The organism is Streptomyces sp. UW30 (assembly GCF_008042075.1).
Taxonomy (GTDB): domain Bacteria; phylum Actinomycetota; class Actinomycetes; order Streptomycetales; family Streptomycetaceae; genus Streptomyces.
On sequence record NZ_RDBN01000034.1, the window covers coordinates 65,540 to 87,508 of the forward strand.

At 70.7% G+C, this 21,969-nt stretch carries 22 protein-coding genes and 3 pseudogenes; 13 read left to right on the forward strand and 12 right to left on the reverse strand.

What is annotated here, in order from left to right:
* Nucleotides 1-597, forward strand: coding sequence for a TetR/AcrR family transcriptional regulator (locus tag EAO75_RS18005; protein WP_147996109.1), 597 nt, complete (start codon nucleotides 1-3; stop codon nucleotides 595-597).
* A gap of 6 nt (nucleotides 598-603) precedes the next feature.
* Here EAO75_RS18005 and EAO75_RS18010 read toward each other — a convergent pair whose 3' ends face one another.
* Nucleotides 604-1,704, reverse strand: coding sequence for an acyltransferase family protein (locus EAO75_RS18010; RefSeq protein WP_147996110.1), 1,101 nt, complete (start codon nucleotides 1,702-1,704; stop codon nucleotides 604-606).
* 224 nt (nucleotides 1,705-1,928) lie between these two features.
* On the opposite strand from EAO75_RS18010, the gene EAO75_RS18015 reads away from it, so the two are divergent.
* Both EAO75_RS18015 and EAO75_RS18020 read left to right on the forward strand, forming a co-directional pair.
* Nucleotides 1,929-2,570 (forward strand): hypothetical protein, encoded by a 642-nt coding sequence (locus EAO75_RS18015; RefSeq protein ID WP_147996111.1) that lies wholly within the window; start codon nucleotides 1,929-1,931, stop codon nucleotides 2,568-2,570.
* A gap of 155 nt (nucleotides 2,571-2,725) precedes the next feature.
* Entirely contained in the window at nucleotides 2,726-3,460 is a 735-nt protein-coding gene (locus EAO75_RS18020) for a class F sortase (protein WP_187284493.1), read from the forward strand.
* A gap of 15 nt (nucleotides 3,461-3,475) precedes the next feature.
* On the opposite strand, the gene EAO75_RS18025 is transcribed toward EAO75_RS18020, so the two are convergent.
* Entirely contained in the window at nucleotides 3,476-3,895 is a 420-nt protein-coding gene (locus tag EAO75_RS18025) for a hypothetical protein (RefSeq protein WP_147996112.1), read from the reverse strand.
* Between the two features lie 207 nt (nucleotides 3,896-4,102).
* Here EAO75_RS18025 and htpG point away from each other — a divergent pair, with 207 nt between their 5' ends.
* The gene (gene htpG / locus EAO75_RS18030; RefSeq protein WP_147996113.1) at nucleotides 4,103-6,013 is read left to right on the forward strand and encodes a molecular chaperone HtpG; all 1,911 of its coding nucleotides are present in this window, start codon (nucleotides 4,103-4,105) and stop codon (nucleotides 6,011-6,013) included.
* A gap of 99 nt (nucleotides 6,014-6,112) precedes the next feature.
* Nucleotides 6,113-6,523, forward strand: coding sequence for a VOC family protein (locus tag EAO75_RS18035; RefSeq protein ID WP_147996114.1), 411 nt, complete (start codon nucleotides 6,113-6,115; stop codon nucleotides 6,521-6,523).
* A gap of 15 nt (nucleotides 6,524-6,538) precedes the next feature.
* On the opposite strand, the gene EAO75_RS18040 is transcribed toward EAO75_RS18035, so the two are convergent.
* Nucleotides 6,539-7,063, reverse strand: coding sequence for a hypothetical protein (locus EAO75_RS18040; RefSeq protein ID WP_187284494.1), 525 nt, complete (start codon nucleotides 7,061-7,063; stop codon nucleotides 6,539-6,541).
* Between the two features lie 726 nt (nucleotides 7,064-7,789).
* Between EAO75_RS18040 and EAO75_RS18045 the strand changes: the two genes are divergently transcribed.
* Nucleotides 7,790-8,665 (forward strand): RNA polymerase sigma factor SigF, encoded by an 876-nt coding sequence (locus EAO75_RS18045; protein WP_147996115.1) that lies wholly within the window; start codon nucleotides 7,790-7,792, stop codon nucleotides 8,663-8,665.
* Between the two features lie 68 nt (nucleotides 8,666-8,733).
* Here the strand turns inward: EAO75_RS18045 and EAO75_RS18050 are convergent, their stop codons facing one another.
* From EAO75_RS18050 to EAO75_RS18060, 3 genes and pseudogenes are all read right to left on the reverse strand, one after another.
* The gene (locus tag EAO75_RS18050; protein WP_187284495.1) at nucleotides 8,734-9,219 is read right to left on the reverse strand and encodes an ATP-binding protein; all 486 of its coding nucleotides are present in this window, start codon (nucleotides 9,217-9,219) and stop codon (nucleotides 8,734-8,736) included.
* A 178-nt stretch (nucleotides 9,220-9,397) separates the two neighbouring features.
* Complete coding sequence (locus tag EAO75_RS18055) at nucleotides 9,398-10,177, reverse strand: aminotransferase class IV family protein (RefSeq protein WP_147996116.1); 780 nt, start codon at nucleotides 10,175-10,177, stop codon at nucleotides 9,398-9,400.
* A 63-nt stretch (nucleotides 10,178-10,240) separates the two neighbouring features.
* Nucleotides 10,241-10,657 (reverse strand): annotated as a pseudogene (locus tag EAO75_RS18060) (zinc-binding dehydrogenase); the annotation flags it as partial.
* On the opposite strand from EAO75_RS18060, the pseudogene EAO75_RS18065 reads away from it, so the two are divergent.
* From EAO75_RS18065 to EAO75_RS18075, 3 genes and pseudogenes are all read left to right on the forward strand, one after another.
* Nucleotides 10,657-10,935, forward strand: a pseudogene (locus EAO75_RS18065) (dihydroxy-acid dehydratase); the annotation flags it as partial. The pseudogenes EAO75_RS18060 and EAO75_RS18065 overlap by 1 nt on opposite strands.
* 131 nt (nucleotides 10,936-11,066) lie before the next feature.
* Nucleotides 11,067-11,528 carry a hypothetical protein gene (locus EAO75_RS18070; protein WP_147996117.1) on the forward strand — a complete coding sequence of 154 codons (462 nt, stop codon included), beginning with the start codon at nucleotides 11,067-11,069 and terminating at the stop codon, nucleotides 11,526-11,528.
* A gap of 94 nt (nucleotides 11,529-11,622) precedes the next feature.
* Nucleotides 11,623-12,093, forward strand: a complete 471-nt coding sequence (locus EAO75_RS18075) for an NUDIX hydrolase (protein WP_147996118.1) — start codon at nucleotides 11,623-11,625, stop codon at nucleotides 12,091-12,093.
* A 27-nt stretch (nucleotides 12,094-12,120) separates the two neighbouring features.
* Here EAO75_RS18075 and EAO75_RS18080 read toward each other — a convergent pair whose 3' ends face one another.
* From EAO75_RS18080 to EAO75_RS18095, 4 genes are all read right to left on the reverse strand, one after another.
* Complete coding sequence (locus EAO75_RS18080) at nucleotides 12,121-13,089, reverse strand: nitrilase-related carbon-nitrogen hydrolase (protein ID WP_147996119.1); 969 nt, start codon at nucleotides 13,087-13,089, stop codon at nucleotides 12,121-12,123.
* A gap of 207 nt (nucleotides 13,090-13,296) precedes the next feature.
* Entirely contained in the window at nucleotides 13,297-13,914 is a 618-nt protein-coding gene (locus tag EAO75_RS18085) for an ATP-dependent endonuclease (RefSeq protein ID WP_147996120.1), read from the reverse strand.
* A gap of 128 nt (nucleotides 13,915-14,042) precedes the next feature.
* Nucleotides 14,043-14,762 carry a DinB family protein gene (locus tag EAO75_RS18090; protein WP_147996121.1) on the reverse strand — a complete coding sequence of 240 codons (720 nt, stop codon included), beginning with the start codon at nucleotides 14,760-14,762 and terminating at the stop codon, nucleotides 14,043-14,045.
* Between the two features lie 188 nt (nucleotides 14,763-14,950).
* The gene (locus EAO75_RS18095) at nucleotides 14,951-16,117 is read right to left on the reverse strand and encodes a glycoside hydrolase family 64 protein (protein WP_147996122.1); all 1,167 of its coding nucleotides are present in this window, start codon (nucleotides 16,115-16,117) and stop codon (nucleotides 14,951-14,953) included.
* A gap of 317 nt (nucleotides 16,118-16,434) precedes the next feature.
* Between EAO75_RS18095 and EAO75_RS47455 the strand changes: the two are divergent.
* Nucleotides 16,435-16,536: pseudogene (locus EAO75_RS47455) on the forward strand (flavodoxin family protein); the annotation flags it as partial.
* Between the two features lie 68 nt (nucleotides 16,537-16,604).
* On the opposite strand, the gene EAO75_RS18105 reads toward EAO75_RS47455, so the two are convergent.
* A complete protein-coding gene (locus EAO75_RS18105; RefSeq protein WP_410092423.1) occupies nucleotides 16,605-17,501 on the reverse strand; it encodes a DMT family transporter in 897 nt (298 codons plus the stop codon).
* Between the two features lie 133 nt (nucleotides 17,502-17,634).
* Between EAO75_RS18105 and EAO75_RS18110 the strand changes: the two genes are divergently transcribed.
* From EAO75_RS18110 to EAO75_RS18120, 3 genes are read left to right on the forward strand one after another with little or no spacing between them, the layout of a single operon-like run.
* Nucleotides 17,635-18,351, forward strand: coding sequence for a FadR/GntR family transcriptional regulator (locus EAO75_RS18110; protein ID WP_147996123.1), 717 nt, complete (start codon nucleotides 17,635-17,637; stop codon nucleotides 18,349-18,351).
* A complete protein-coding gene (locus tag EAO75_RS18115) occupies nucleotides 18,348-19,748 on the forward strand; it encodes a hypothetical protein (protein WP_147996124.1) in 1,401 nt (466 codons plus the stop codon). The genes EAO75_RS18110 and EAO75_RS18115 overlap by 4 nt, the downstream gene beginning before the upstream one ends.
* Nucleotides 19,745-21,601: a GMC family oxidoreductase gene (locus EAO75_RS18120; RefSeq protein WP_147996125.1), complete on the forward strand. Its 1,857-nt coding sequence runs from the start codon at nucleotides 19,745-19,747 to the stop codon at nucleotides 21,599-21,601. Before EAO75_RS18115 ends, EAO75_RS18120 begins: the two co-directional genes overlap by 4 nt.
* A gap of 39 nt (nucleotides 21,602-21,640) precedes the next feature.
* Here EAO75_RS18120 and EAO75_RS18125 read toward each other — a convergent pair whose 3' ends face one another.
* Nucleotides 21,641-21,955, reverse strand: a complete 315-nt coding sequence (locus EAO75_RS18125; RefSeq protein WP_222723968.1) for a DUF4326 domain-containing protein — start codon at nucleotides 21,953-21,955, stop codon at nucleotides 21,641-21,643.
* Nucleotides 21,956-21,969: the final 14 nt, after the last annotated feature.

Sequence of the window (21,969 nt, forward strand, 5' to 3'; positions counted from 1 at the left end):
ATGGCACGGTTGCCGTCCGCCGAGCGGCGGCGACAGCTCACCGAAGCGGCGATCAGGGCGATGGCCCGGGACGGCGTCCCCAGGACGACCACCCGGTCCATCGCGGCCGAGGCGGGCGTCTCACTGAGCGTCTTCCACTACTGCTTCGACTCCAAGCAGGAGCTGATCGAGTCCGTCATCACCACCATCACCGGGCACTACGTGACGCTGGTGAAGGAGGCCCTACGGCCCCGCGCCACCCTTGAGGAGACCGTCCGGGCGGGCTTCGAGGCGTACTGGGACCATGTCCGGGCCCACCCGGACGAGCACATGCTCACCTACGAGCTGGCGCAGTACGCCCTGCGCCAGCCCGGGTTCGAACACCTGGCGCGACGGCAGTACGAGCTGTACGCCGAGACATACGCCGACCTCATCGACCAGCTGGGGCAGTCCATGGGCCTGCGCCTGCGCGTCCCCGCCCCCGTACTGGCCCGCTATCTGGCCGCCATGACCGACGGACTGACCCTGAACTATCTGGTGCTCGGCGACGAGGCGGCCTGGAACGACATCCTCGACACCGTGACCTCGCACGTCACGGGTCTGGTGAGCGAGACCTGAAAGGGCTCACGCCCGGGCGGCGCGCCGCTCCCGGTCCGGTGCCGCCTCCTCCCGCCGGAACAGCCACCGCATCTGCGGCTCAACCACCCAGCGCAGGGCCCGCCGCACGGGCGGCGTGCACAGCAGCGTCACGACCGCGCCGGCCACGAGGGTGACGACGATCGCGCCGGGCGGGCGATGGATCCAGGCGGGGTCGTACCAGCCCCCGTACTTGGCGCCCTGCGCGACGAAGCCGTGCAGCAGATAGCCGTACAGCGTGCCCGTGCCGAGCACGGTGCACCACATCCGCCGCCCGGGCACCCAGGAGAGGAAGCAGGCCACCAGCGCCAGCGAGCAGACGAACAGGACCGGCGTCATCACGACCCCGTACCACGGGGGCGCGCCCAGCTCCTGAGCGCTGTCGCGGTGGTAGAACCAGCCTCCGGTCATCCGCGGCACCGCCCAGTACGCCACCGCGAACGCGCCGGCGAACGCGGGCACCGCCGCGATCCGCACCGCCCGGCGCCGGACCAGCCGGAAGTGCTCGGGCCTCAGGGACAGCCCCAACACGAAGTACGGCAGGAACTGCAGGGCACGCTGGAGATCGAGGTCGTTGCCGATGGTCGGCGAGAGCGTGGCCAGCATCGCCACGCCGAGCGCGAGCGGCAGCGGCAGGCGCACGCGCTGCCACAGCGGCGTGGTCAGCCGCCACAGGAACAGCGCCGCCAGGAACCACGTCAGATACAGCGGGTCCAGCAGGCTGATCGGCCGGTCCGGCTCCTGGTCCGTCCACCGGGTGAAGAGGGTGTACGCCGTCTCGAACCCGACATACGGCACGATCAGGCCGGTGACCAGGCGTTTCAGCCGCTCCGGGCGGCCGTCGAAACCCCGGGAGAAGTAGCCCGAGATGATGATGAACGCGGGCATGTGGAAGGCGTACACCAGCATGTACGCGGCCGAGACGGCCCGGCTGCCGTCCCGCAGCGGTTCCCACGCATGGCCCACGGCCACCAGCACGATCGCCACGTACTTGGCGTTGTCGAAGAACGCATCCCGCTGCTGCGAAGGCGCAGGTGACGGCGGTGCGGGGCGACCACGGGCGAGGGCTGTGACGGCGTGCTGGGACATCCCACGCGTCTCACCACTTCGCCGCGGCGCAAACCTCACCGGGTGAACACGGCCGCCCGCACGGCGTGGCGCGTCGACATAGGGCCGTCAGGGTGTGGCCGTAACCCGTGTGATCGCTTCGAATGGTGCGTCGGCTGGACATGACTGACGGTGGATCACGTCAAGGCCTGGCTCCAGTGGTGATGAAGCGTCAGCCGCCCAGGCCATGACGGAAGGATCTACCTATGCGCTCTGTTCGCATGCTGCTCGCCACCGCGACGGCCACGGCCGCGCTGGCGATCGCACCGGCCGCCTACGCAGTCACCATGGGTGACTGGGACCCCGAGGAGAGCTCCCACAGCAAGGAGCAGGACAAGTCCGAGGAGCACGGAAAGGCCGAGGACCACGGGAAGTCCGAGGAGCACGGCAAGTCCGAGGAGCACGGCAAGTCCGAGGACCACGACCAGTCGTACAGCAAGGAGCACGAGGAGGAGGACAGCCACGACGGACCTCGTGGCGGGGTGCACACGGGTGGCGGAGCGCTGGCCGCTGTGAACAACGACGACGACTGGGGCGGTGCCAAGGACCCGAAGCACGACCCGGACAGCTACCGCAGCAAGGACGGCGGCTCCGAGAAGGCCTGGGGCGGCGAGGAGGAGGACCACGGGAAGGACTCGTGGAAGGGCGACGAGGAGGAATCGTGGGGCGGTGACCACGACGAGGAGTCCTGGCGCTCCGGGCACGACAAGCCGCACGGCGGGATGCACACGGGCGGCGGCGGCCTCGCCTCGTCAAGTGTGACCGCCGGCGGGGTGGCCGCGCTGGCGGTCGCCGGCACCGGTCTGTACGTGGTGCGCCGCAAGAAGGCCTCCGGAACCACGGCCTGACCATGCCCGATGACATAGCCGCTGTGGCCGCCGCACGTGCGCCGCGCGTCGCGGCGGCCCCGTCGGTCCCTGAGACCGGTGTGTTCCTTTGATGTGTCCCTCTTGATGTGACCCTCTGATGTGCTCGTCGCCGTGCCCGAGTGAGGTGGAGTCCGATGCCCGCCGGCTGTCCCTCTTCCCCCGACACCGATCCGGCCCCTGCCGGCACCGCCGCCTCCGCCACCTCGCGGCGGATAAGACGGGTGGCCATGGCGACGTTCTGGAGCGCGATCGCCCTGATGGTCCTGGCGATCACCCTGAGCGGCGGCGGGGACGCCGGCTCCGGCGTGCCGGACACCCCCTCGGCGGTCGAACGGCATGCACTCGGGGACGGCGAGTCGCACGCCCGCGCCGCGGACGGACAGCTCTCGCCCGACGCACGGCCCGTCGGCAAGCACCTGCCCCGGTCCCGGCCGCTACGGCTGCTCATCCCCAAGATCTCGGTGAACGCGCCCTTCACCGACCTCGCCATCGGCCGGGCCGGCCGGCTCGAACCCCCGCCGGCCGACAACACCAACCTCGTCGGCTGGTACGCCAAGGGGACTTCCCCCGGTGAGCCGGGCACGTCGATCATCGCCGGGCACGTGGACACGGCCACGTCCGCCGCGGTGTTCGCCAACCTCGGCGGGCTGGCGAAGGGGGACCGTTTCCAGGTCGTGCGGGCCGACGGACGCAGCGCGTCCTTCGCGGTCGACAGCGTGGAGACGTTCGACAAGGACACCTTCCCCAGCGACCGTGTGTACGGCGACACACCCCGCGCCCAGGTCCGCCTCATCACCTGCGCCGGCGCCTACGACCGCGAGGTCAAGGACTACACCGCCAACCTGGTGGTCTTCGCCCACCTCGTGTGAGCCCCGGGCCACGCCTCAGCACTGCGGGATCCGGGACTTCCACGTGTTCGGGCCGCCGGTGTCGAGGTACCAGTCGTTGACGTAGCCCCAGGACCTGGGCGTGGAGACGAGCATCCAGTAGCGGTAGCCGTGGCCGTCGGCGTCCGGGTCGCCGGTGGTCCAGCAGGACAGCTCCAGCCACTGCCCGTTGCCGTAGCGGGCCACCTCGCCCGCGCCGTAGCGCGGTTCGGTGCGCATCACCAGGGCCGAGCCCGGGTTGATGCCGATCACCTGGGCGCAGCGCGCCGGGTCGCCCGGTCCCGCGCCGGGGCACGGGCGCGGGGCGGCCTGGGCCGGCGTGGCGGTGAACAGCCCGGCTCCGGCGAGCAGGACGGCGGCCGCCCCCGCGACGGCCGCGGACCTGCGCCGGGATGAGAGCAGGCGTGATGTGGGCATCGGCTCCTCCGTTCGATCGTGTCGATCGTCGATGCCCCCCGACCATGGCATCGAACGGAACCGGGGACAGCCTGTGATGTCTCAGGGTGGCGTGGGCGGGGCCGGCGAGGGCTCTGTCCGGGATCGCGGCACTCCGCGCTGACCTCGTGTCTTAGAGTGACTGGGACCATTTTTCCGGTGACTGGACCTGTGAGGTAGTGGCGAACCATGCCGACCGAGACGTTTGAGTTTCAGGTAGAGGCCCGTCAGTTGCTCCAACTGATGATCCACTCGGTCTACTCGAACAAGGATGTCTTCCTGCGCGAGCTCGTCTCCAACGCATCCGACGCGCTCGACAAGCTGCGCCTGGAGAAGCTGCGGGACGACGCGCTCGACGCCGATGTGTCCGACCTGCACATCGAGATCGACGTCGACAAGGAGGGCCGGACCCTCACGGTCCGGGACAACGGCATCGGGATGTCGTACGACGAGGTCGGCCGGCTCATCGGCACCATCGCCAACTCGGGGACGGCCTCCTTCCTGCAGGAGCTGCGGGAGGCCAAGGACGAGGGCGGGGCCGAGGGACTCATTGGCCAGTTCGGGGTGGGCTTCTACTCCGGCTTCATGGCCGCGGACGAGATGACGCTGGTGACCCGGCGCGCCGGCGAGGCCCAGGGCACCCGCTGGACCTCGCGCGGCGAGGCCACGTACACGCTGGAGACCGTCGACGACGTGCCGCAGGGCACCTCGGTCACGCTCCACCTCAAGCCCGCCGACCCCGAGAACCAGCTCCACGACTACACCTCGCCCTGGAAGATCAGGGAGATCGTCAAGAGGTACTCGGACTTCATCACCTGGCCGATCCGGATGGACCAGGAGGCGGGCGAGACCGACGGCGACGGCGCCGACGCGCCCGAGCCCGAGACGCTGAACTCCATGAAGGCCCTGTGGGCGCGCTCGCGCGAGGAGGTGTCCGACGACGAGTACCACGAGCTGTACAAGCACATCAGCCACGACTGGCGCGAGCCGCTGGAGACGATCCGGCTGCAGGCGGAGGGCACCTTCGAGTACCAGTCCCTGCTCTTCATCCCCTCGCACGCCCCGCACGACCTGTTCACGCGGGAGTACAAGCGCGGCGTCCAGCTCTATGTGAAGCGCGTCTTCATCATGGACGACTGCGAGGAACTGCTCCCGCCGTACCTGCGCTTCGTCAAGGGCGTCGTCGACGCGGCCGACCTCTCGCTCAACGTCTCCCGCGAGATCCTCCAGCAGGACCGGCACATCCGGATGATGCAGCGCCGGCTGACCAAGAAGGTGCTGTCCACGGTCAAGGAGATGATGACCAAGGAAGCCGACCGCTACGCCACGTTCTGGCGGGAGTTCGGCACGGCCCTCAAGGAGGGCCTGGTCACCGACTCCGAGAACAGCGAGGCCATCCTCGCCGTCTCCTCCTTCGCGACCACGCACTCCGACGACGAGCCGACCACGCTCGCGCAGTACGTCGAGCGCATGAAGGACGGCCAGGACGACGTCTTCTACATCACCGGCGAGTCCCGGCAGAGCATCGAGAACTCCCCGCACATGGAGGCGTTCCGGGACAAGGGCATCGAGGTCCTGCTGCTCACCGACCCCGTCGACGAGGTGTGGGTCGACACCGTGGGCGAGTACCAGGGCAAGAAGCTGCGGTCCGTCGCCAAGGGCGAGATCGACCTCGACGCCGAGGGCGACGAGAAGGCCGACGGCGAGCGGGCGAAGCAGGCCGAGGAGTACGCCGGACTGCTCGGCTGGATGGGGGAGCAGCTGGACGGGGACATCAAGGAGGTGCGCCTGTCGACACGGCTCACCGTCTCCCCGGCCTGTGTCGTCTCGGACGCGCACGACCTGACCCCGGCCCTGGAGAACATGTACCGGGCGATGGGCCAGGAAGTGCCCCGCACCAAGCGGATCCTGGAGCTCAACCCCGACCACCTGCTGGTCAAGGGTCTGAACCAGGCGTACAAGGAGCGCGAGGACCGCTCGGGGCTCGTCGAGTCCGCCGAGCTGCTCCACACGCTGGCGGTGCTCGCCGAGGGCGGCCAGCCCAAGGACCCCGCGCGGTTCGTGAAGCTGGTGGCGGACCGTCTGGAGCGCACCCTGTAGCAGGTGCTGTGGGCCATGTGGACGTGTGCGCGGGCCATTGTCAGTGGCCCGCGCTACGTTTCCTTGCAGTCGGCTCGCGGCCCTACCGCTGGAGGATCCATGGCCTCGCGTCTCAACCCCTACATCACTTTCGCCGGTGACGCCCGTCAGGCGCTGGAGTTCTACAAGGAGGTCTTCGGCGGCACCCTGAACATGAACACCTACGCCGAGTTCGGCCAGAAGGACACCCCCATGGCCGACAACATCATGCACGGCATGCTCGAGACACCGAGCGACTTCACGCTGATGGCCGCCGACACCCCGACGGGCGATCACAAGCCCGGCAACAACATGTCCGTGAGCCTGAGCGGTGACGACGAGGCCGAACTGCGTGGCTACTGGGAGAAGCTGTCGGCCGGCGCCCACGTGGCCGTGCCGCTGGACAAGCAGATGTGGGGCGACGTCTTCGGCATGTGTACGGACCGCTTCGGCATCACCTGGATGGTCAACATCGCCGGAGAGGGCCGCTGAGCGGGCCTCGAGCCGCTACTTCGGCAGCCATGCGCTCAGGGCCTGGACGAGGCGGTCGAGCGCGGGCTCCTCGGCGGACAGGTCCGTCCTGACGGTGCGTCCGCCGAAGCGCAGCGTGTACTGGAACAGGTCCGCGGCTTCCATGTTCATCGTGAGGTCGGAGACGTCGTCCAGCGCCGGGTCGCCGAGCAGCGTGCGCAACTCGGTGAACTGCGCCGGGCTCGTGCGGCGCACCGCGCGTTCGCCCTTGTCGGTGGTGTGCACGCTGCCGTCGCCCCGCAGCGCCACCTCCTTGTGTACGCCCGCGAAGCCGCCGGTGACCTCCATGGTCACCAGCAGCTGATCCGGTCCGGTGACGGGGACCGGCGACGGACGGGGGGACCCGGTTGGGGACGTCGCGGGAGTCACCGACGCGGGCGCCGAGGGAGACGTGGCGGTGGGAGTGCCGGCCGCCACGTCCCTCGGCTCGGCCCCGGCCGCGCCCTGCTCGGAAGCGCAACCGGCCAGTCCCAGCAGCCCGGCCACCATCACAACCGCCATCCGCCTACCGAACACAACAACCCCATCCGTGGATCGTGTCGACTGGAGTGTCCCTATCACGGAACGGGGTGTTCCGGGCCGGCCCGGCACCCGCGCGCCGGGCACCGGTGATTTTCGGCCCACCTGTTGACGTACCGCCCAGCAGTGCAGGTACGGGGCGTAAACCACCGGATGCCGGGAAAGGAGCTATACGGCAAACCGCGGGGAGTGGTCGTCAGCGCCCGGAGTGTCGGGCCCGAAGCGCTGGGGAGTCCAGCAAGGAACGCAGCCGTGATTCCAGCCGCGGTTCGAGATACAAGGGCTGCCCGCCCATGCCCGGCCCGGTCGGAACCATGTGCGGGCGTCTCAACCAACATGAGGGAACAGCTCCTGAAATGACGGTCTCAGGGAATCTCCGTGGGAAACGGTGCACGGGGCGCGAGGCCCCGGAGCTTTCACAGCTGYCGGGCCGGTGCGCCTCCGGTCCGATGCACGAACTCCCGCATGCCCCGCGACCGACGACGCAAACAGGGTGCGGCGGACAGCCACGCTGACTGTGCGGCGTCAAGGGTCCCGGCCTCCGCGGAGGGCTTTCGCGGGCGATGTGTCCGGATCGACCGTGCCGATGAGTGATTTCAGGCCAGAACTCATGGACGTTTCGTGATCGCAGCCACGAAAGGGGAGTGAGCCGCGCGAGCCCGGGCACGCGGGCAATTGACAACTGGTTCCGGCTCTCGGGAGGACGGCATGGCAGCCGTGACGGTGGCGCAGGCAACGGCCACGGCACAGGAGACGGTCACGACGGGCGAGGCGGCACTGCCGCTGATCGAGGATCCGTCGACGGTGAGCCCCAAGGACGCACGCGAGCTGTCGCGTCGGTTCTTCGACCGAATGGTCATGCTGGAAGAGGGCACGCACGACTTCCAGTACGTGCGCAACACCCTCATCGAGATGAACCTGTCACTCGTGCGGTACGCGGCCTCGCGGTTCCGCACCCGCGGGGACTCGATGGAGGACGTCGTCCAGGTGGGGACCATCGGCCTCATCAAGGCCATCGACCGCTTCGAGGTGTCCAGGGAGGTCGAGTTCACCACCTTCGCGGTCCCGTACATCGTCGGTGAGATCAAGCGGTTCTTCCGCGACACCAGTTGGGCGGTCCATGTGCCGCGCCGGTTGCAGGAGGCGCGCTCGGAGCTGGCCAGGGCGACGGAGGAACTGAGCTCCCGCCTCGGCCGTACGCCGACCACCCGCGAGCTTTCGCAGCTGATGTCGCTGTCGGAGGAAGAGGTCATCGAGGCCCGCAAGGCGTCCAACTGCTACCAGTCCGCCTCCCTCGACGCGGCCGTCACCGCCGACGCCGAGAACGGTGAGTCCGCCCTGGCCGACCTGCTCGGCGAGGAGGACCCGTCCCTGGAACTCGTCGAGGACTTCAACTCGTTGGCCCCGCTGATCGCCGGACTGGACGAGCGTCAGCGTCAGATCATCCATCTGCGCTTCGTCGAGGAGCTCACCCAGGCGCAGATCGCCGAGCAGATCGGCGTCTCCCAGATGCATGTCTCACGGCTCATCAGCCGCATCCTCAAGCAGCTGCGCGCCGGCCTGCTGGAGCCGGGAGTCGCCTGAGCCAGCCTGCGCGGCGTCGTTGCGAGGTGGGCCGCGGCCGAGCGCCGTCGGCCCACCGGCCGCTCGGGTCAGCCGCTGTCCACGTCGCCCTGCTGCCGGCAACGCCCCGCCAGGGGGATCACCGCGGTGACGCGTTTGCCGCCGGCCGGCAGCTCCGACACGAGCACGGTGCGGGACAACCGGCACACGATCGGCCAGCCGCGGCCCCCGCACCGGTGCCGCCCCTGTCGGTCGACCGGGTCCAAGGTCACCGGGCGTCGCCGTTCGCGGTCACTCACGGACAGATACAGGTTCCCGCCGACGACCTCGACGTCGAAGCCGGTGATACCGCCGCCGTGCAGCATCGCGTTGGTCGTCAGTTCCGACGCCACCAGCAACGCGTCCGTGAGGGTGTCGGCCGCGCAGACGGCGTCCGGGGTGCGCGGCTGCTCGGACAGGACCCGTCGTACGGCTCCGCGCGCCTCGGCCGGTGTGGCGGGACTCCGCGGGTGATGACGCCCACGGCCCGCGTCCTTCGACCTCTTGGTGACGCCGGTCCGGTTCTTCTCACTCATCCCATCGCTCCCTGAAAGAGACGGGGAGACTCTCTCTTTGCGCGTGACCAATTGGCGAGCCGCCAAACCGCCCCGAGCGCCATGGAAACCGTCAACGCCGCCCTCACGACACACTTCCCGAACCTGACTTCCCCGCCCAGCGCAGACATTTGCTACGCCATACAGAACGGTCCGTGCCCTACGGCCTCTCGCCCGCGACGGACAGGTAGGTCTCGCGCAGCCGGTCCAGCACGGGGTGCTCGGTGGGCAGTTCGGTGTCGTCGATCGCGGCGACGGCCCGCACGCCGATCCCTGCGTTCGTCGCGAACGCGGCTGCCATGCCCTTGGCCTGTTCCAGCGTGACGGGGGCGATCCGGTGTTCGGCGCGCTGCCGGAGCAGCGCCATGGTTACTCCGGGCAGTACAGGAGCCTGTGGCCACACGACCGTGCCGTTCCGGTCGACGAACCCGACGTTCCAGGTGCTGCCTTCGCTGACGAACCCCTCGCGTCCGATGAACAGGACGTCGTCGAATCCGGCGAGCTGGGCGCCGCGCCGGGTGTGCAGGGCCCCGAAGAGGCCGACGTGCTTGACCTCGGGCAGGTCTCGCTCGTACGGCATGCTCCTGGCACGCAGCGGAGCCGGAGGCATCGCGCCGGCACCGCGCACGGTCACCAGGACCTGCGGTTCCCCGGCGTCCGCGAGGTGGCCCATGTCGACCTTGGGGTCGTAGACGGTCACCCGGACGACGCACGGCTGCGTCTGTCCGTCCAGGGCCTCGCGGACGAAGTCGCGGACACGGTCGGTGTCCAGGTCAGCACCCCACACGGCCTTGCAGTCCTTCGTGAGGCGTTCCATGTGCAGCGGCAGGCCGCGAATGCCGCCGTCATCCACCCGCATGGTCGTGAAGTGGCCGACGTTGACCAGGGCCAGGGGCAGCAGTTCGTCGGGGGAGACGGGCCTTCCGTTGAGTGTCGCCATGCCACCCAGGATGTCAGGACCGCCGTCGCTGATGGCGCCAGAATGTCGGTTACGGGGTCGGCGTCAGCGGTCGGGACGGGGGCCCACGTGGATCTTGGGTCCCGGCCCGGCGCCCTTGGGTCGCCCGCCCGCAAGGACTCGGCCCACCTCGTCGAGGCTCACGGTGGCCGCGACGAGCGGCCGGGGATCCACCGCTCCGGATGCGTAGGCCCTGATGGTGGTGTCCAGACCGGGGGAGGCGGACAGGACGCCCACCGCGGTCACGTCCTTCAGCACGAGTGTGCGGGTGTCGATCCGGCTCGGGTCGCAGGCCAGGCCGATGTAGACGACACGGCCGCCCGGCTCGACCAACTCCAGTGCCCGCTCCGGAGGATGGGCGGCGTTCGAGGCGTCCACGACCGCGTCGAAGGGCAGGTCCGGCAGGGAGCGCTCGTCCCATACGTGCTCGAAGCCCAAGGCATGGGCGAACGCGGGGGAGTTACGTGGCCCCCGAGGCCGCGGCTGGCGGTCCCCTCGCCCTCGTGCGGACCTGCGACTTCATCGGCCTCGACGTCGAGGACCGCCGCATCGACATCGACGTATCCGCCGACGAGCTCGCTCGCAGAACCCCGAGCGAGCCCACCGTCGACGCCTACGCCAATCCACGGCGCGGCTGGGAACGGCTCTACGTCGACCACGTCCTCCAGGCCGACACGGGCGCCGACCTCGACTTCCTCGTGGGGTCCAGCGGTTCGGAGGTGACCCGCGAATCGCACTGACCGCAACCCGTGAGGACGAGAGATGACGCCGCACTCCGTGTCGGCGTACAACCCTGAAGCCGGGTGACTGGTCTCTACCACCGTACGAACCAATCAGACCTTCGGTACAACTCGGTTCAACGGGGGAACACATGAGTCTGTCCAGCACGTTCCGGCGCAACCGCACCGCCCGCGCCGCCACGGCCGCCGTCACGCTCCTCATGGCGGGCGTGCTCGGGGCCGCGGGGGCCGGTACGTCCAACGCCGGTACAGCGGCACCGCAGACACGGCAGATCGCCTCGTCCGTCCTCGGGAGCGACTACAAGATCACGCTGACCGCACTGCGCTCGCCCGAGGACGAGCTCGCCGCCTCCGTGCGGCTGCAGGTCTTCACCCAGAGCGGTGGCGCCTGGAAGGAGTCCGACCGCGTCACCGTGGGCGACGTCGACGGCTGGTTCTGGTACCCGCTCACGGGCAAGGGCGCCGTCTGCGACTTCGCGACCGCGAGCACGGAGCCCGCCCCGCTGACGGTGAGCCTGCTGGTCACGCCCTCCATCGGCTGCTCCGACCCGGTGCACTTCCTGGTGAAGGAAGGCCGGGTGTACGCCGGCTGACCGGCGGACACACCGTGGTGCCCGTACGGCCSTCGCGCCGGCCGTRCGGGCACCATTGCCTGGACACAGCCCGACCGGTGGAGGGCCGACTGCCTTGGCGCGTACGGACTACTACGACGATCCCGCGGCCCCGGAGCCGAACGCCCTGGTCGTGGCGGCCTCCGCGGTCGTCGTCGACGACCAGGGGCGCATCCTTCTCCAGCGGCGCTCCGACAGTGGGTTGTGGTCTCTCCCCGGCGGTGGGATGGAGATGACCGACAGCCTGCCCGGGTGCGCGGTACGGGAGGTCAAGGAGGAGACCGGCTACGACGTGCGGATCACGGGGCTGGTCGGGACGTACACCGACCCGAAGCATGTGATCGCCTACAGCGACGGGGAGGTGCGACGGCAGTTCAACATCTGCTTTCGGGCTCGGGTCGTCGGAGGCGAATTGGCCGTCTCCGACGAGTCGACCGAAGTGCGGTTCGTCCACCCGTCCGAGCTGGACGACCTGCCCATGCACCACACCCAGCGCCTCAGGCTGCGACACGCTTTGGAGCACCGGGATAGCCCGTACCTGGGATGAGCGATCCGTGCCCCGGCCGCCTGGAGGTCAGTTGCCGGTGACCGTGGTGCGCGCGGACTCGTCGACGTGGAGCGTGAAGACGTCGGGGCGCGCGTAGTGACCGGTCGGGTCGAAGTCGAAGCGGGCGCGTGCAAGGTCGTCGAGGTCGAGCTCGGCGGTCAGGATGCCTTCGCCGTCGCGCAGCGGGCCGGCGAGGACCTCGCCGAGCGGGGAGACGATGACGGAGCCGCCGCCGATGAGGACGGTGTCGGGCTCGTCGCCCTGGACGGGGTGGAGGTCGGCGGGAACGGCGTCACGCCGCAGGTACTGACTGGCGCTGAGGACGAAGCAGCGGCCCTCCAGGGCGATGTGCCGCATCGTGGCCTGCCAGGCGTCGCGGTCGTCCACGGTCGGCGCGCACCACAGGTCGACGCCCTTGGCGTACATCGCCGTACGGAACAACGGCATGTAGTTCTCCCAGCAGATGCCCGCCCCGAGACGGGCTGTGCCGGTGTCGACCACTCGGAGGGTGGAGCCGTCGCCCTGGCCCCACAGGAAGCGTTCGGCGGCGGTCGGCATGAGCTTGCGGTGCAGGCCCAGGTAGCCGTCGGGGCCGAGAAAGAGCGCCACGCAGTACAGGGTGCCGCCCTGCCGCTCGACCGCGCCGACGACGGCGTGACAGCCCAGCTCCCGGGTGAGCGCGGCCAGCGTCTCGACCTCGGGGCCGGGGACCTCGATGGCGGCGGCGTAACAGCGGCGGAACAGCTCGCGGCCGGCCGGGGTGCGGCTCCCGACCGTGATTCCGAAGTCCAGCCCCTTCGGGTAGCCGCCGAGGAAGGCTTCCGGCAGCACGACGACGTCCGCTCCGCGGGCGGTGACGGCCTCCCGGATGAGCTCCTCGGCGCGGCTGAGCGCGGCCTGAGTGTCGAACATCGGGGCTGCCGCCTGCACGACGGCAGCGGTCACGACGGGCCGGGATTCGCCGACGGCGGCAGGGGTGGGGTTCGGGGCGGTCATGGCATCGAACCTAGCCGCGATCTTCCGCGAGGGCTCGACAGTTCGCACGTCGGCTGCCCCGGGCAGGGCGACGGCCCGGCTGTTGCGTCGGGTGGGCGCCGGTTTCCGCGGTTGCGCCGGAGTGCTTGAGGTTCGGCGGGGCGATGGCACGCCGCCGGCCCGTCCGTGACGACGACTTGTTCAGCGAGCCGTGACACCGACCGATGGTCAGAGGCTTGCCAGCAGGCCGTCGAGCGGCCCCGGAACGCGGTCCGGATCGAGGGCTTCGACGAGGACACGGCCGTAGTGGATCTTGCGTCCCTTCTTCGTGCCGAGGAAGCGCCGCAACTGCTGCTGTGCCGTACGACCCTGCTGCGCGGGCTGGGACAGGAAGGTCCGCAAGGCCCGCAGATCGCCCTGCGCCCGCACGAGCTCCTCCACCCGGCCCACCCCCAGCGCGCGGATGAGTTCGTCCTCCAGGTCGGCCGCGCAGACGAAGAAGGTCGGCCGTGTGGCACCGGCCCCCTCCAGGCCACGGGTGTAGTAGGGACGCTCTCGCTCGTCGCACAGCCCCGTGAGGCGCAGACCCAGGCCGGTCGGACCGAGGAGACGGGCGTAGCGGCCGATGCTCATCGCGCCGCCCATCGCCAGGACGCAGATTCCCTCGGCCTCAAGGTCCCGGCCGCGTCTTTCSGCCAGCGCATTGACCGCCGCCACGTCGCTCGGCCCTTCGAGCAGGACGGCCGCCCGCACCGGCAGCCGCGTGGCCAGTTCGCGTGCGGGGCCGTCGGGGCCACCCGCCGCCCACGCGGTGACCGCCTCCCGGAATGCCCCCATGTCAGCCATGAGACGAGTCTCCGCCCCTTTCCGACCCTCACGCCAGGGGATTTCCCCCGCGAGGTCCGTCTTCCCGACCGGCTCCAGGCACTCAAGGCGCTCCAAGCGCTCCAAGCGCTCCTAGCGCTCCGTGCTTTCTACGCGCGCGTACCGAAGCGTGCCCGCCACAGGTCGCGCAGGAGGGCGATCTCCGCCATGTGGTGGATGAACTCGAGGTTGGCCCCCCACAGCACGTCGTGGTAGGGCTCGCCGGCGTCGGAGCCGTACGGGTACTGGGAGAATCCGACGGTGTCGAGCTGCTCGTCGGTCACCGCGGCGACGCTCTCGCGCCAGCGGTCGATCAGCGCCCAGAACCGGTCGAGCGCCAGGGCCGCGCCGGGGGTGAAGTCGACCAGCAGTTTCGGCTCCTGCCGCCGTTCACCGAAGGTCCACTCCCATTCGCCCGCGAAGCAGTAGTGCAGGTGTCCCAGCCGCCACGCGATCGTCGTGACCGGCGTGATCTCGGGCTCCGGCGGGCCGGTGTGATGGAGGATCTCCTCCACCCGCTCGACGCTCACGCTCCAGTCCTCGGCGATCTTGGCCACGGACATTCCGTCGGCCGCCTGCCGGGCGACCTCGGCGTACTCGCCGGCCGGGATGTACGGGTCGCCCTGGTCGAGCACCCAGTCACCCGGTCCGAACGCCCTGGGGGTCACCGCCTCGCCCCGCCGCCGGATCGACCAGCAATCAGCCACCGGCTCCCACAGGTACTCCTCGTCGCTGAGCCCCGTCAGCCGCACCTGGGCTCTCTCCCTGGCGCAGTCGAACTGCTCCAGCAGCAGACCCAGACGGCCGGTCCGCACACGCTCGGTCCCCATGCCCGGCTCCCCTCGCGGTCACCCACATCGCCCCGCTCAGCCGGAGGCTAGCCGTCAACTCCCGCCGGGCACCACAGATTTAGGCGGGGGCGGTCCCCAGGCGGCACGCCTGCGAACCGCCCCCCCGCCTGCCCTTGAGCCGAAACACCAGGGACTGGACGCTTCCCTTACGGGGACTGGACGCTTCCTCAGTTCAGGGGATCCAGCGTCAGATACGCCTGCTGCGGGTTGCCGTCGTGGACGAGTGACTCGTGGTTGCCCACGTCGTCGAAGGCGAAGGCGTACGCCTTGCCGTCCTGCATCTGCGCATGGATCACGCGCGCGTAGTGGTTGGTCACCGCGTCCTTGTAGAAGTTCGCCGCGGAGGTGTCGGGCTGGTTGGCGTTTGCCAGCAGGGTCGAACGGTTCAGGCCCGCGCACAGCGTGCGGGAGATCGGGCCGCGGACCGCGTCGTTGGGGGCGTCGAGCAGCTTGTGGCAGCCGAAGATGCTGTCCGCGTCGGGCTTCTGGAAGCTCGTGACGACCGCGCCGGCGCTGTTGGTGAAGTTCATGACGCTGCCCGAGACCCGGCCGAAGTACTTGGTGTTCGGCTGGTCGGCGAACGGCGTGACCGTCAGGGTCGTGGTCGCGTACTTCTGCCAGACCCTGTTGACGTAGTCGTTCATCACGGAGGCGGGCAGGGCGCCCGTCTCCAGTCCATGGCCGGGGGACAGGGCCCGCAGCACGGTGCCGTCGGACCGCGTCTGGATCAGACCGGCCCACCCGCCCGGCTGGGCCCGCAGCGTGTTGAGAACCGCGTTGTAGCCACCGGCCTTCAGGTGACCGGTGTTGACGGTGCTGCCGTCGGCGCGCTGCACGCCGACCGCGTACGGCGCCGAGAACATGTCGACCTGGGTGCTGTTGAGCCACAGCCCGGAGTCGTTGAGCGTGTACTCGGACCAGTTGAAGAGGATGTCGCGGTTGGGGTCGCTCGGGTTCTGCACGGCCGGCTGCACCAGACCGCCGGTGGTGAGGCGGAAGTCGAGCTTGCGGCCGTAGGAGAAGTAGATCCGCCCCGAGAACTTCGGAACCCGGATCGTCGTCGACTGCCCGGCGGCCGGTCCCGCAATCGACGCGTCGGGCGCGGGAGTCGGCGGGTTGCCGCCGGCCGGCCAGGGGTGGAAGGTGCCGCCCGAGTCGGCCCAGCCCTGGCGGCCGGTCGAGAGCTGGGTGCCGAGGTTGTAGACGTAGACCGGCTCATTGCGGCCGGAACTGTTCGTGATCTTCAGCGGGATGGTGTCGGGCACGGCTGCCCGAGCCGGAGCGGGCGCGGCGAGATTGAGCAGTCCGCCCAGCAGGGCGGATGCCGCGGCCATCGCGACGAGGGGCTTCTTGAGTCTCCGTAACACTCTGACCTCCGTGTCAGTGGGGGGACGGAGCTTGGCTTGCGGTGTCTTGAGAGCGCTCTCAGAGTCGCGCCGCGTCCGGGACATGTCAATGAAGTGGGAGAGGTTGGATGAAATGCGTACGGTCGGATGGGGGCGTACGGCGGCCCAGGCGGGCGTCCTGCCGGGGCGGGCGTCGCGCGCTGAGGTGGGCATCCCGCGCCGGGGCGGGCGTCGTCCGCTCGGACTTCGGGGCCGCCCGCCTGCGTGGGGTCGGCCCGGGCCGCAAGGGTGTCAATGGACTCAGTGCGATGAACGTGCTCTATAGCCTCCAACGCCTCGTCCATGCGATCCCACCCCAGGCGGACGCCGGCTGGAGGGGTGCCGCCGGCTCCGGGTCGTCGTACCTCGGCCGGTCCCGAGAGCGACCGGCGGCTGCGGCCCGGACGCCGTCACCCCCCCGCACCGCTGAGCCTCGTCAGGGCGTCCGGTTGTCCTCCTCCGGCGCCACCAGTGACCGGGTGAGCGGAATCCGCGACAGGGCGAAGACGCCGGTGGCGATCAGTGCGACGCCGACGAGCTGGGGGAGCAGCCACCAGCCGGAGCGGATCTCCTCCTCGTACAGCGTGATGCCGAGGGCGAGGCTCACCAGCGCGTCGCCAAGGGTGAGCGCGGGCTGCGAGGCGACCAGGGGGCCGGCCTGCATCGCGTGCTCCAGCAGGAACAGCGCACACACGCCGGTCGCGGCGAATCCGTACGTCTGCCAGGCGGAGAAGAAGCCCACGAGCCCTTCCTCGTCGAGGGTGTGCATGGACGTCTTCATCAGTGCCGCGGTCACCGCGTAACTGATCGCCGTCGCGGCACCCAGGCACGCTGCCCGGGCGCGGCCCTCCGGACGCCGGAAAGCGGCGAGGGCGAGGGCGACGACGATCCCCGCGCACACGGCGAGCGCGGGGATCCAGCGGTCCAGCGCCACATGGGTGCGATTGCCGGTGGGGGAGGCGGCGGCGAGCGCGACCCCGAGCCCCGCCACCACCACCGTCACGGCCAGCCAGCCGCTGCCCGCCAGATGCCGGTGCATCAGCAGCGAGGCGACGATGAGGGTGAGCGGCAACTCCAGGACGAACAGCGGCTGCACGATCGTCAGCGGTCCGGTCACCAGAGCCAGCGCCTGGCAGACCGCGGCGGCGATCACCGCGAGGATGCCGGCCAGCCAGACGGGCCGCCGCAGCAGATCGAGCATCAGGCCTGCCCGGAACCCCTGGGAGCGCGGCACGGTGAGCGCCGCCTTGCGCTGCAGCACCGTCGCGACGGCGTTGCCGAACGCGGCACAGAGAGCGAACACGACGGAGAGCGTGGTGTTCAGCGTGGTCACCTCTGGTATCGGCGGACGTGTGACACCGGCCGAGCATGCCGTGAACGTCTGGCGAGGCCCGGCTTATTGACGCGATGTCACTCCAGTGGTTCAGTGGCTCAGTCACTGAACCACTCATAGGCCGGGGGCCGGGATGGAAGCACTGCCGCGCGAGACGACCGTCGATGTCCTGGAGAAGCGGCTGCGCGAGGACATTCTCGCCGGGCGTCATCCGGCCGGGAGCATGCTGCCACCCGAGCGTGAACTGGCCGACCGGTTCGGGGTCAACCGCACCACCCTGAAGCACGCCTTCGGCCGGCTGGTGCACTCCGGACTGCTGGAGACGCGACACGGGGTGGGAACCCGCGTGCGTGACTTCCTGCGGCTGGGCGGGGCCGATCTGCTGCCGATGCTGGTGCGGCACAGCCCCGACTGGATCGGCGAGATCTTCGAAGTGCGCCGCAGCATCGGCGCGTTGATCGCGGAGCGCGCCGCCGCCCGCGCCACGGCGGACCAGATCGCCGAACTGCGAGCACTGATGGCGTCCGTCGGAGACGCGGACGGCGGCGAGGACGTGCAGCTCGCGGACGCCGAGGTGCACCGGGCGCTCGCCCGCGCCACGGGCAACCGGGTCTACGTCCTGCTGACCAACACCCTGTTCAACGCCTACCTGCCCGTCCGCGCGGCACTCGTCGAGCCCTTCGTCGACGCCCGGGCCGCACACGACCGCCTGGCACCGGTCGTCGAGGCCGTGGCCGCCGGTGACGAGGAGGCGGCACGCGTCGCCGCGGGCGTCTACCTGTCGGCGACGGAACGCATCATGCTCGAAGGACTGGCAGCCTCCCGCGACCGCCGGGACGGTGCCCAGTGACCTCCCGCGGGACGGTGTTCCAGGAGACGATGCTGGGCCGGGCGCGGCTGAGCGACGAGGACCGTGAACGCCCCGTGCGGCTCGACCTCGTGGTCCGCTCCGACGCCGTGCTGCTGCCGCACCGCACGACGCAGGCGCGCCTGACGGGACGGGTGCGGATAGCCGGGCGGGCGGACGACGCCGAAGCCGTGGGGGAGATGGAGATCTCGCCCCTGGCCCGCCGCAGGATCCGGTACCGCATCACTTTCGCCATGGAGGGCCGGCATCTGGTGCTGGACGGCTGGAAGTCCATCTCGCCCGCGCGACCGCTCGCTTCGATGACCGTACTGCCGTACACCCTGTACGAGGACGGTGAACGCGTGGGCGAGGGCACCCTGCGCTTCCCCCTCGCCACCGGCCTGTTGCCCTTCCTCGCGAGCTTCCGCTTCCCACGTGCGGCCGGGGCCGAAGCCGCTGCCGATCGGTATCTGGCGCCGCGCTGGGACGGGAAACCGGGGCGCACCGAGGTCTGGTACACCACCCTCACCGACCCCGCGACCGGCAGCGGAGTCTGGCTGCACCACGAAGTCGTCGCCCCCACCGACGGTTCAGACGCCTACGCACACGGCTGGGTCGCCGTCTTCCCCAAGGACGGCCCCGCCGAGCACGCACGCTTCGGCCCCGTACCGTGGACGCAGGATCCACAGGGGTACGCCACCGAAGGCGTCCACGCCCGGCCCGGCCGGCTCGCCGGCTCCGCGGGACCGTTCACCTGGTCGCTCACCGAGACACCCCGAAGCGGCACCGTCCACACCTTCCCCCGCTGGTCCTGGCGCCGCCCCTGGCTCCCGGCCAGCCACATGCTGCCCGCCGCCCGCTGCGAGTACAGCGGCACCGTCCGGTACGGCGACGGCGAACTGCGGCTGGACGGCGCCGTCGGCGCCGGCGCCCGCATCTACGGCCACGGCAACGCCCGACGCTGGGCCTGGCTCCACGCCGACCTGGGCGGCGGTGACGTCCTGGAGATCGTGGCCGCCGTGTCCATGCGACGCGGACTGGACCGACTGCCACCCCTGGTGTTCCTGCGACTGCTGCGGGGCGGTCGCACCTGGCCACGCCGCGCGGAGCGCACCGCCGTGGGCTGGGCGGGACTCGGCCGGTTCCGGGCGGACATCGGCCTGCCCGAGTGGCGCGTGACCGGCCGCGCGGGCCGGCGCCGCATACGGGTGACGGTGACGCAGCCGCCCGAGCGGACGCTGGCACTCGACTACACCGACCCCGACGGCTCACCCGCGGTCTGCCGCAACAGCGAGACCGCGGACGCCGAGGTCAGCCTGGAGCGCTGGTGGGGCAGCTGGCGCCAGGAGGCCGCATGGCGGCTGTCCGGCACCGCCCACGCGGAGGTCGGCGACCGATGAGCTCCTCAACTTCCCCCGGCCTTACGGCACTTGCCGCGGCGCTCCTCGCGGACGACGGCACGGCCGAGTGGACCCGGGCCGTGCCACGGCGGGTCGAGACACTGCTGGACGCCATGCCGGCCCACACACGCACGGCGATCCGCGGCGCGACCGCGGCGATCAACGCCTACGCCGTGGCCCGCACCGGCCGGCGACTGCCCGCGCTGGGCGCCGCGCAACGGGAGCACGTCATGGCGTCGCTCGCCTCCCACCGGGCCCTGCTGCCCCTGCTGGACGCGGTCAAGGTACCGGTGCTGCTGGCGGCCGGCACCGCACGCACCGCGCAGACCGTCCCCGGGAACCCGGCACCCGCCCCCGAGGACCCACCGCTCGACTGCACCCCCTCCCGCGACTGGCCCACGCGATCCACCGCCGACGCGATCGTCGTCGGATCGGGCGCGGGCGGCGCCATGGCCGCCCGGACACTCGCCCGGGCCGGGATGCGTGTCCTCGTGCTGGAGGAGGGGGACCACCACACCACCGCGTCGTTCGCGCGCAGGGCTCCGCTCGACCGCTTCACCGACCTCTACCGGGACGGCGGCGCCACGATCGCCCTCGGCAACCCTCCGCTCGTCCTGCCCGTCGGCCGCGCGGTCGGCGGCACCACCGTCGTCAACTCCGGCACCTGTTACCGCACCCCGGACCACGTCGTCACCCGCTGGCTGGACCGCCACGGATTCGACGTCGCCGACGGCTTCGACACCCACCTCGACGAGGTGGAACGCACCCTGCGCGTGGCACGGCAGCCGATGGACGTCCTCGGCAACAACGGCCTCCTCGCACTGACCGGTGCGAAGGAACTCGGCTGGGCCGCCGCGCCCCTGCGCCGCAACGCCCCGGGCTGCAAGGGCTCCTGCCAGTGCGTCGTCGGCTGCCCCACCGGCGCCAAACAGAGCGTCCAGCTGTCCGTGCTCCCCGAAGCCTGCGCGTCCGGCGCGACGATCGTGACGGGGGCGCGCGTCCTGCGCATCCTGACCGACCGCGACCGGCCGGGCGGTCCACGGGCCGCCGGGGTCGTGGTGGGCCGCCCCGACGGCAGCGAACTGGAGATCCTCAGCCCGCTGGTCGTGGTCGCCGCCGGCGCCCTGCAGACCCCGCAGTTGCTGCGCCGTTCGGGCCTCGGTGGACACCCCGGGATCGGCCGGAACCTCAGCGTGCACCCCGCCATCAGCGTCGCGGGCCGCTTCAGCCGTCCCGTCACCGGCTGGAAAGGGGTCCTGCAGAGCGTCGGAGTGGAGGAACTGCACGCCGACGGCATCCTGATCGAAGCCACCTCGGCGCCCCCGGGGATGAGTTCGTTCGTCCTGCCGGGCGTCGGCCGCGAACTGCGCCGCGAAGTCGACGGGACGGACCAACTGGCCACCCTCGGCGCGATGGTCGCCGACCTGCCCTCGGGCCGGGTCCTCGGCCGCGACCGCACCCTGCTCCGCTACGACCTGGCGCCACGCGACGCCGGCCGCCTGCTGCGAGCCCAACGAGCCATGGGCCGCCTGCTGTTCGCGGCCGGCGCCGAGGAGGTGCTGACCGGTGTCCCGCAGGCCCCGCGTGCCCGATCCGAGGACGAACTGGAGGCCCTGCTCGACACAGTGACGGTCCGTCAGCTACACGTGTCCGCGTTTCACCCCACGGGTACGGCAGCCGCGGGCGCCGACCCCGAGCGCGCGCCGGCCGACTCGGCGGGACGCCTGCGCGGTGTACACGGCGTGCTGATCGCCGACGGGTCCGTACTACCGAGCTGCCCGGAGGTGAATCCGCAGCTCAGCATCATGGCCGCCGCACTGGGGGTGGCTCAGGGCTGCGTGGAGGACGCATGAGGGACGGTGCACGGACCGGACCCGCTCCCGGCCTTCCCGCTACGGCGCGAGGGAGTCGGCCAGTTCGGCGATGACCTGCGCGTGGCACGCCTGTGGGACACACCAACAGCCGAGCCTGCGGCCACGCAGGGCAGGCAGCCGGGCGAGCAGGTCGGGACGGCTCAGCAGATGGGCGCGGTACTTTTCGAGCACCGCCTCCCGGGTGCCGTCCCGGCCCGGGCGGAAGGGACTTGCGAGCACAGAGCCCTCGAGGTCCCATCCGCCGCGGTGCATCGCGCGGCCGACGTAGACGACGTCGGCGTAGTCGGTGTCGTCGCGATGGCCCTTCAGGTTGACGACCGTGGTCCGGTGCACGCCGTTCATGGTGC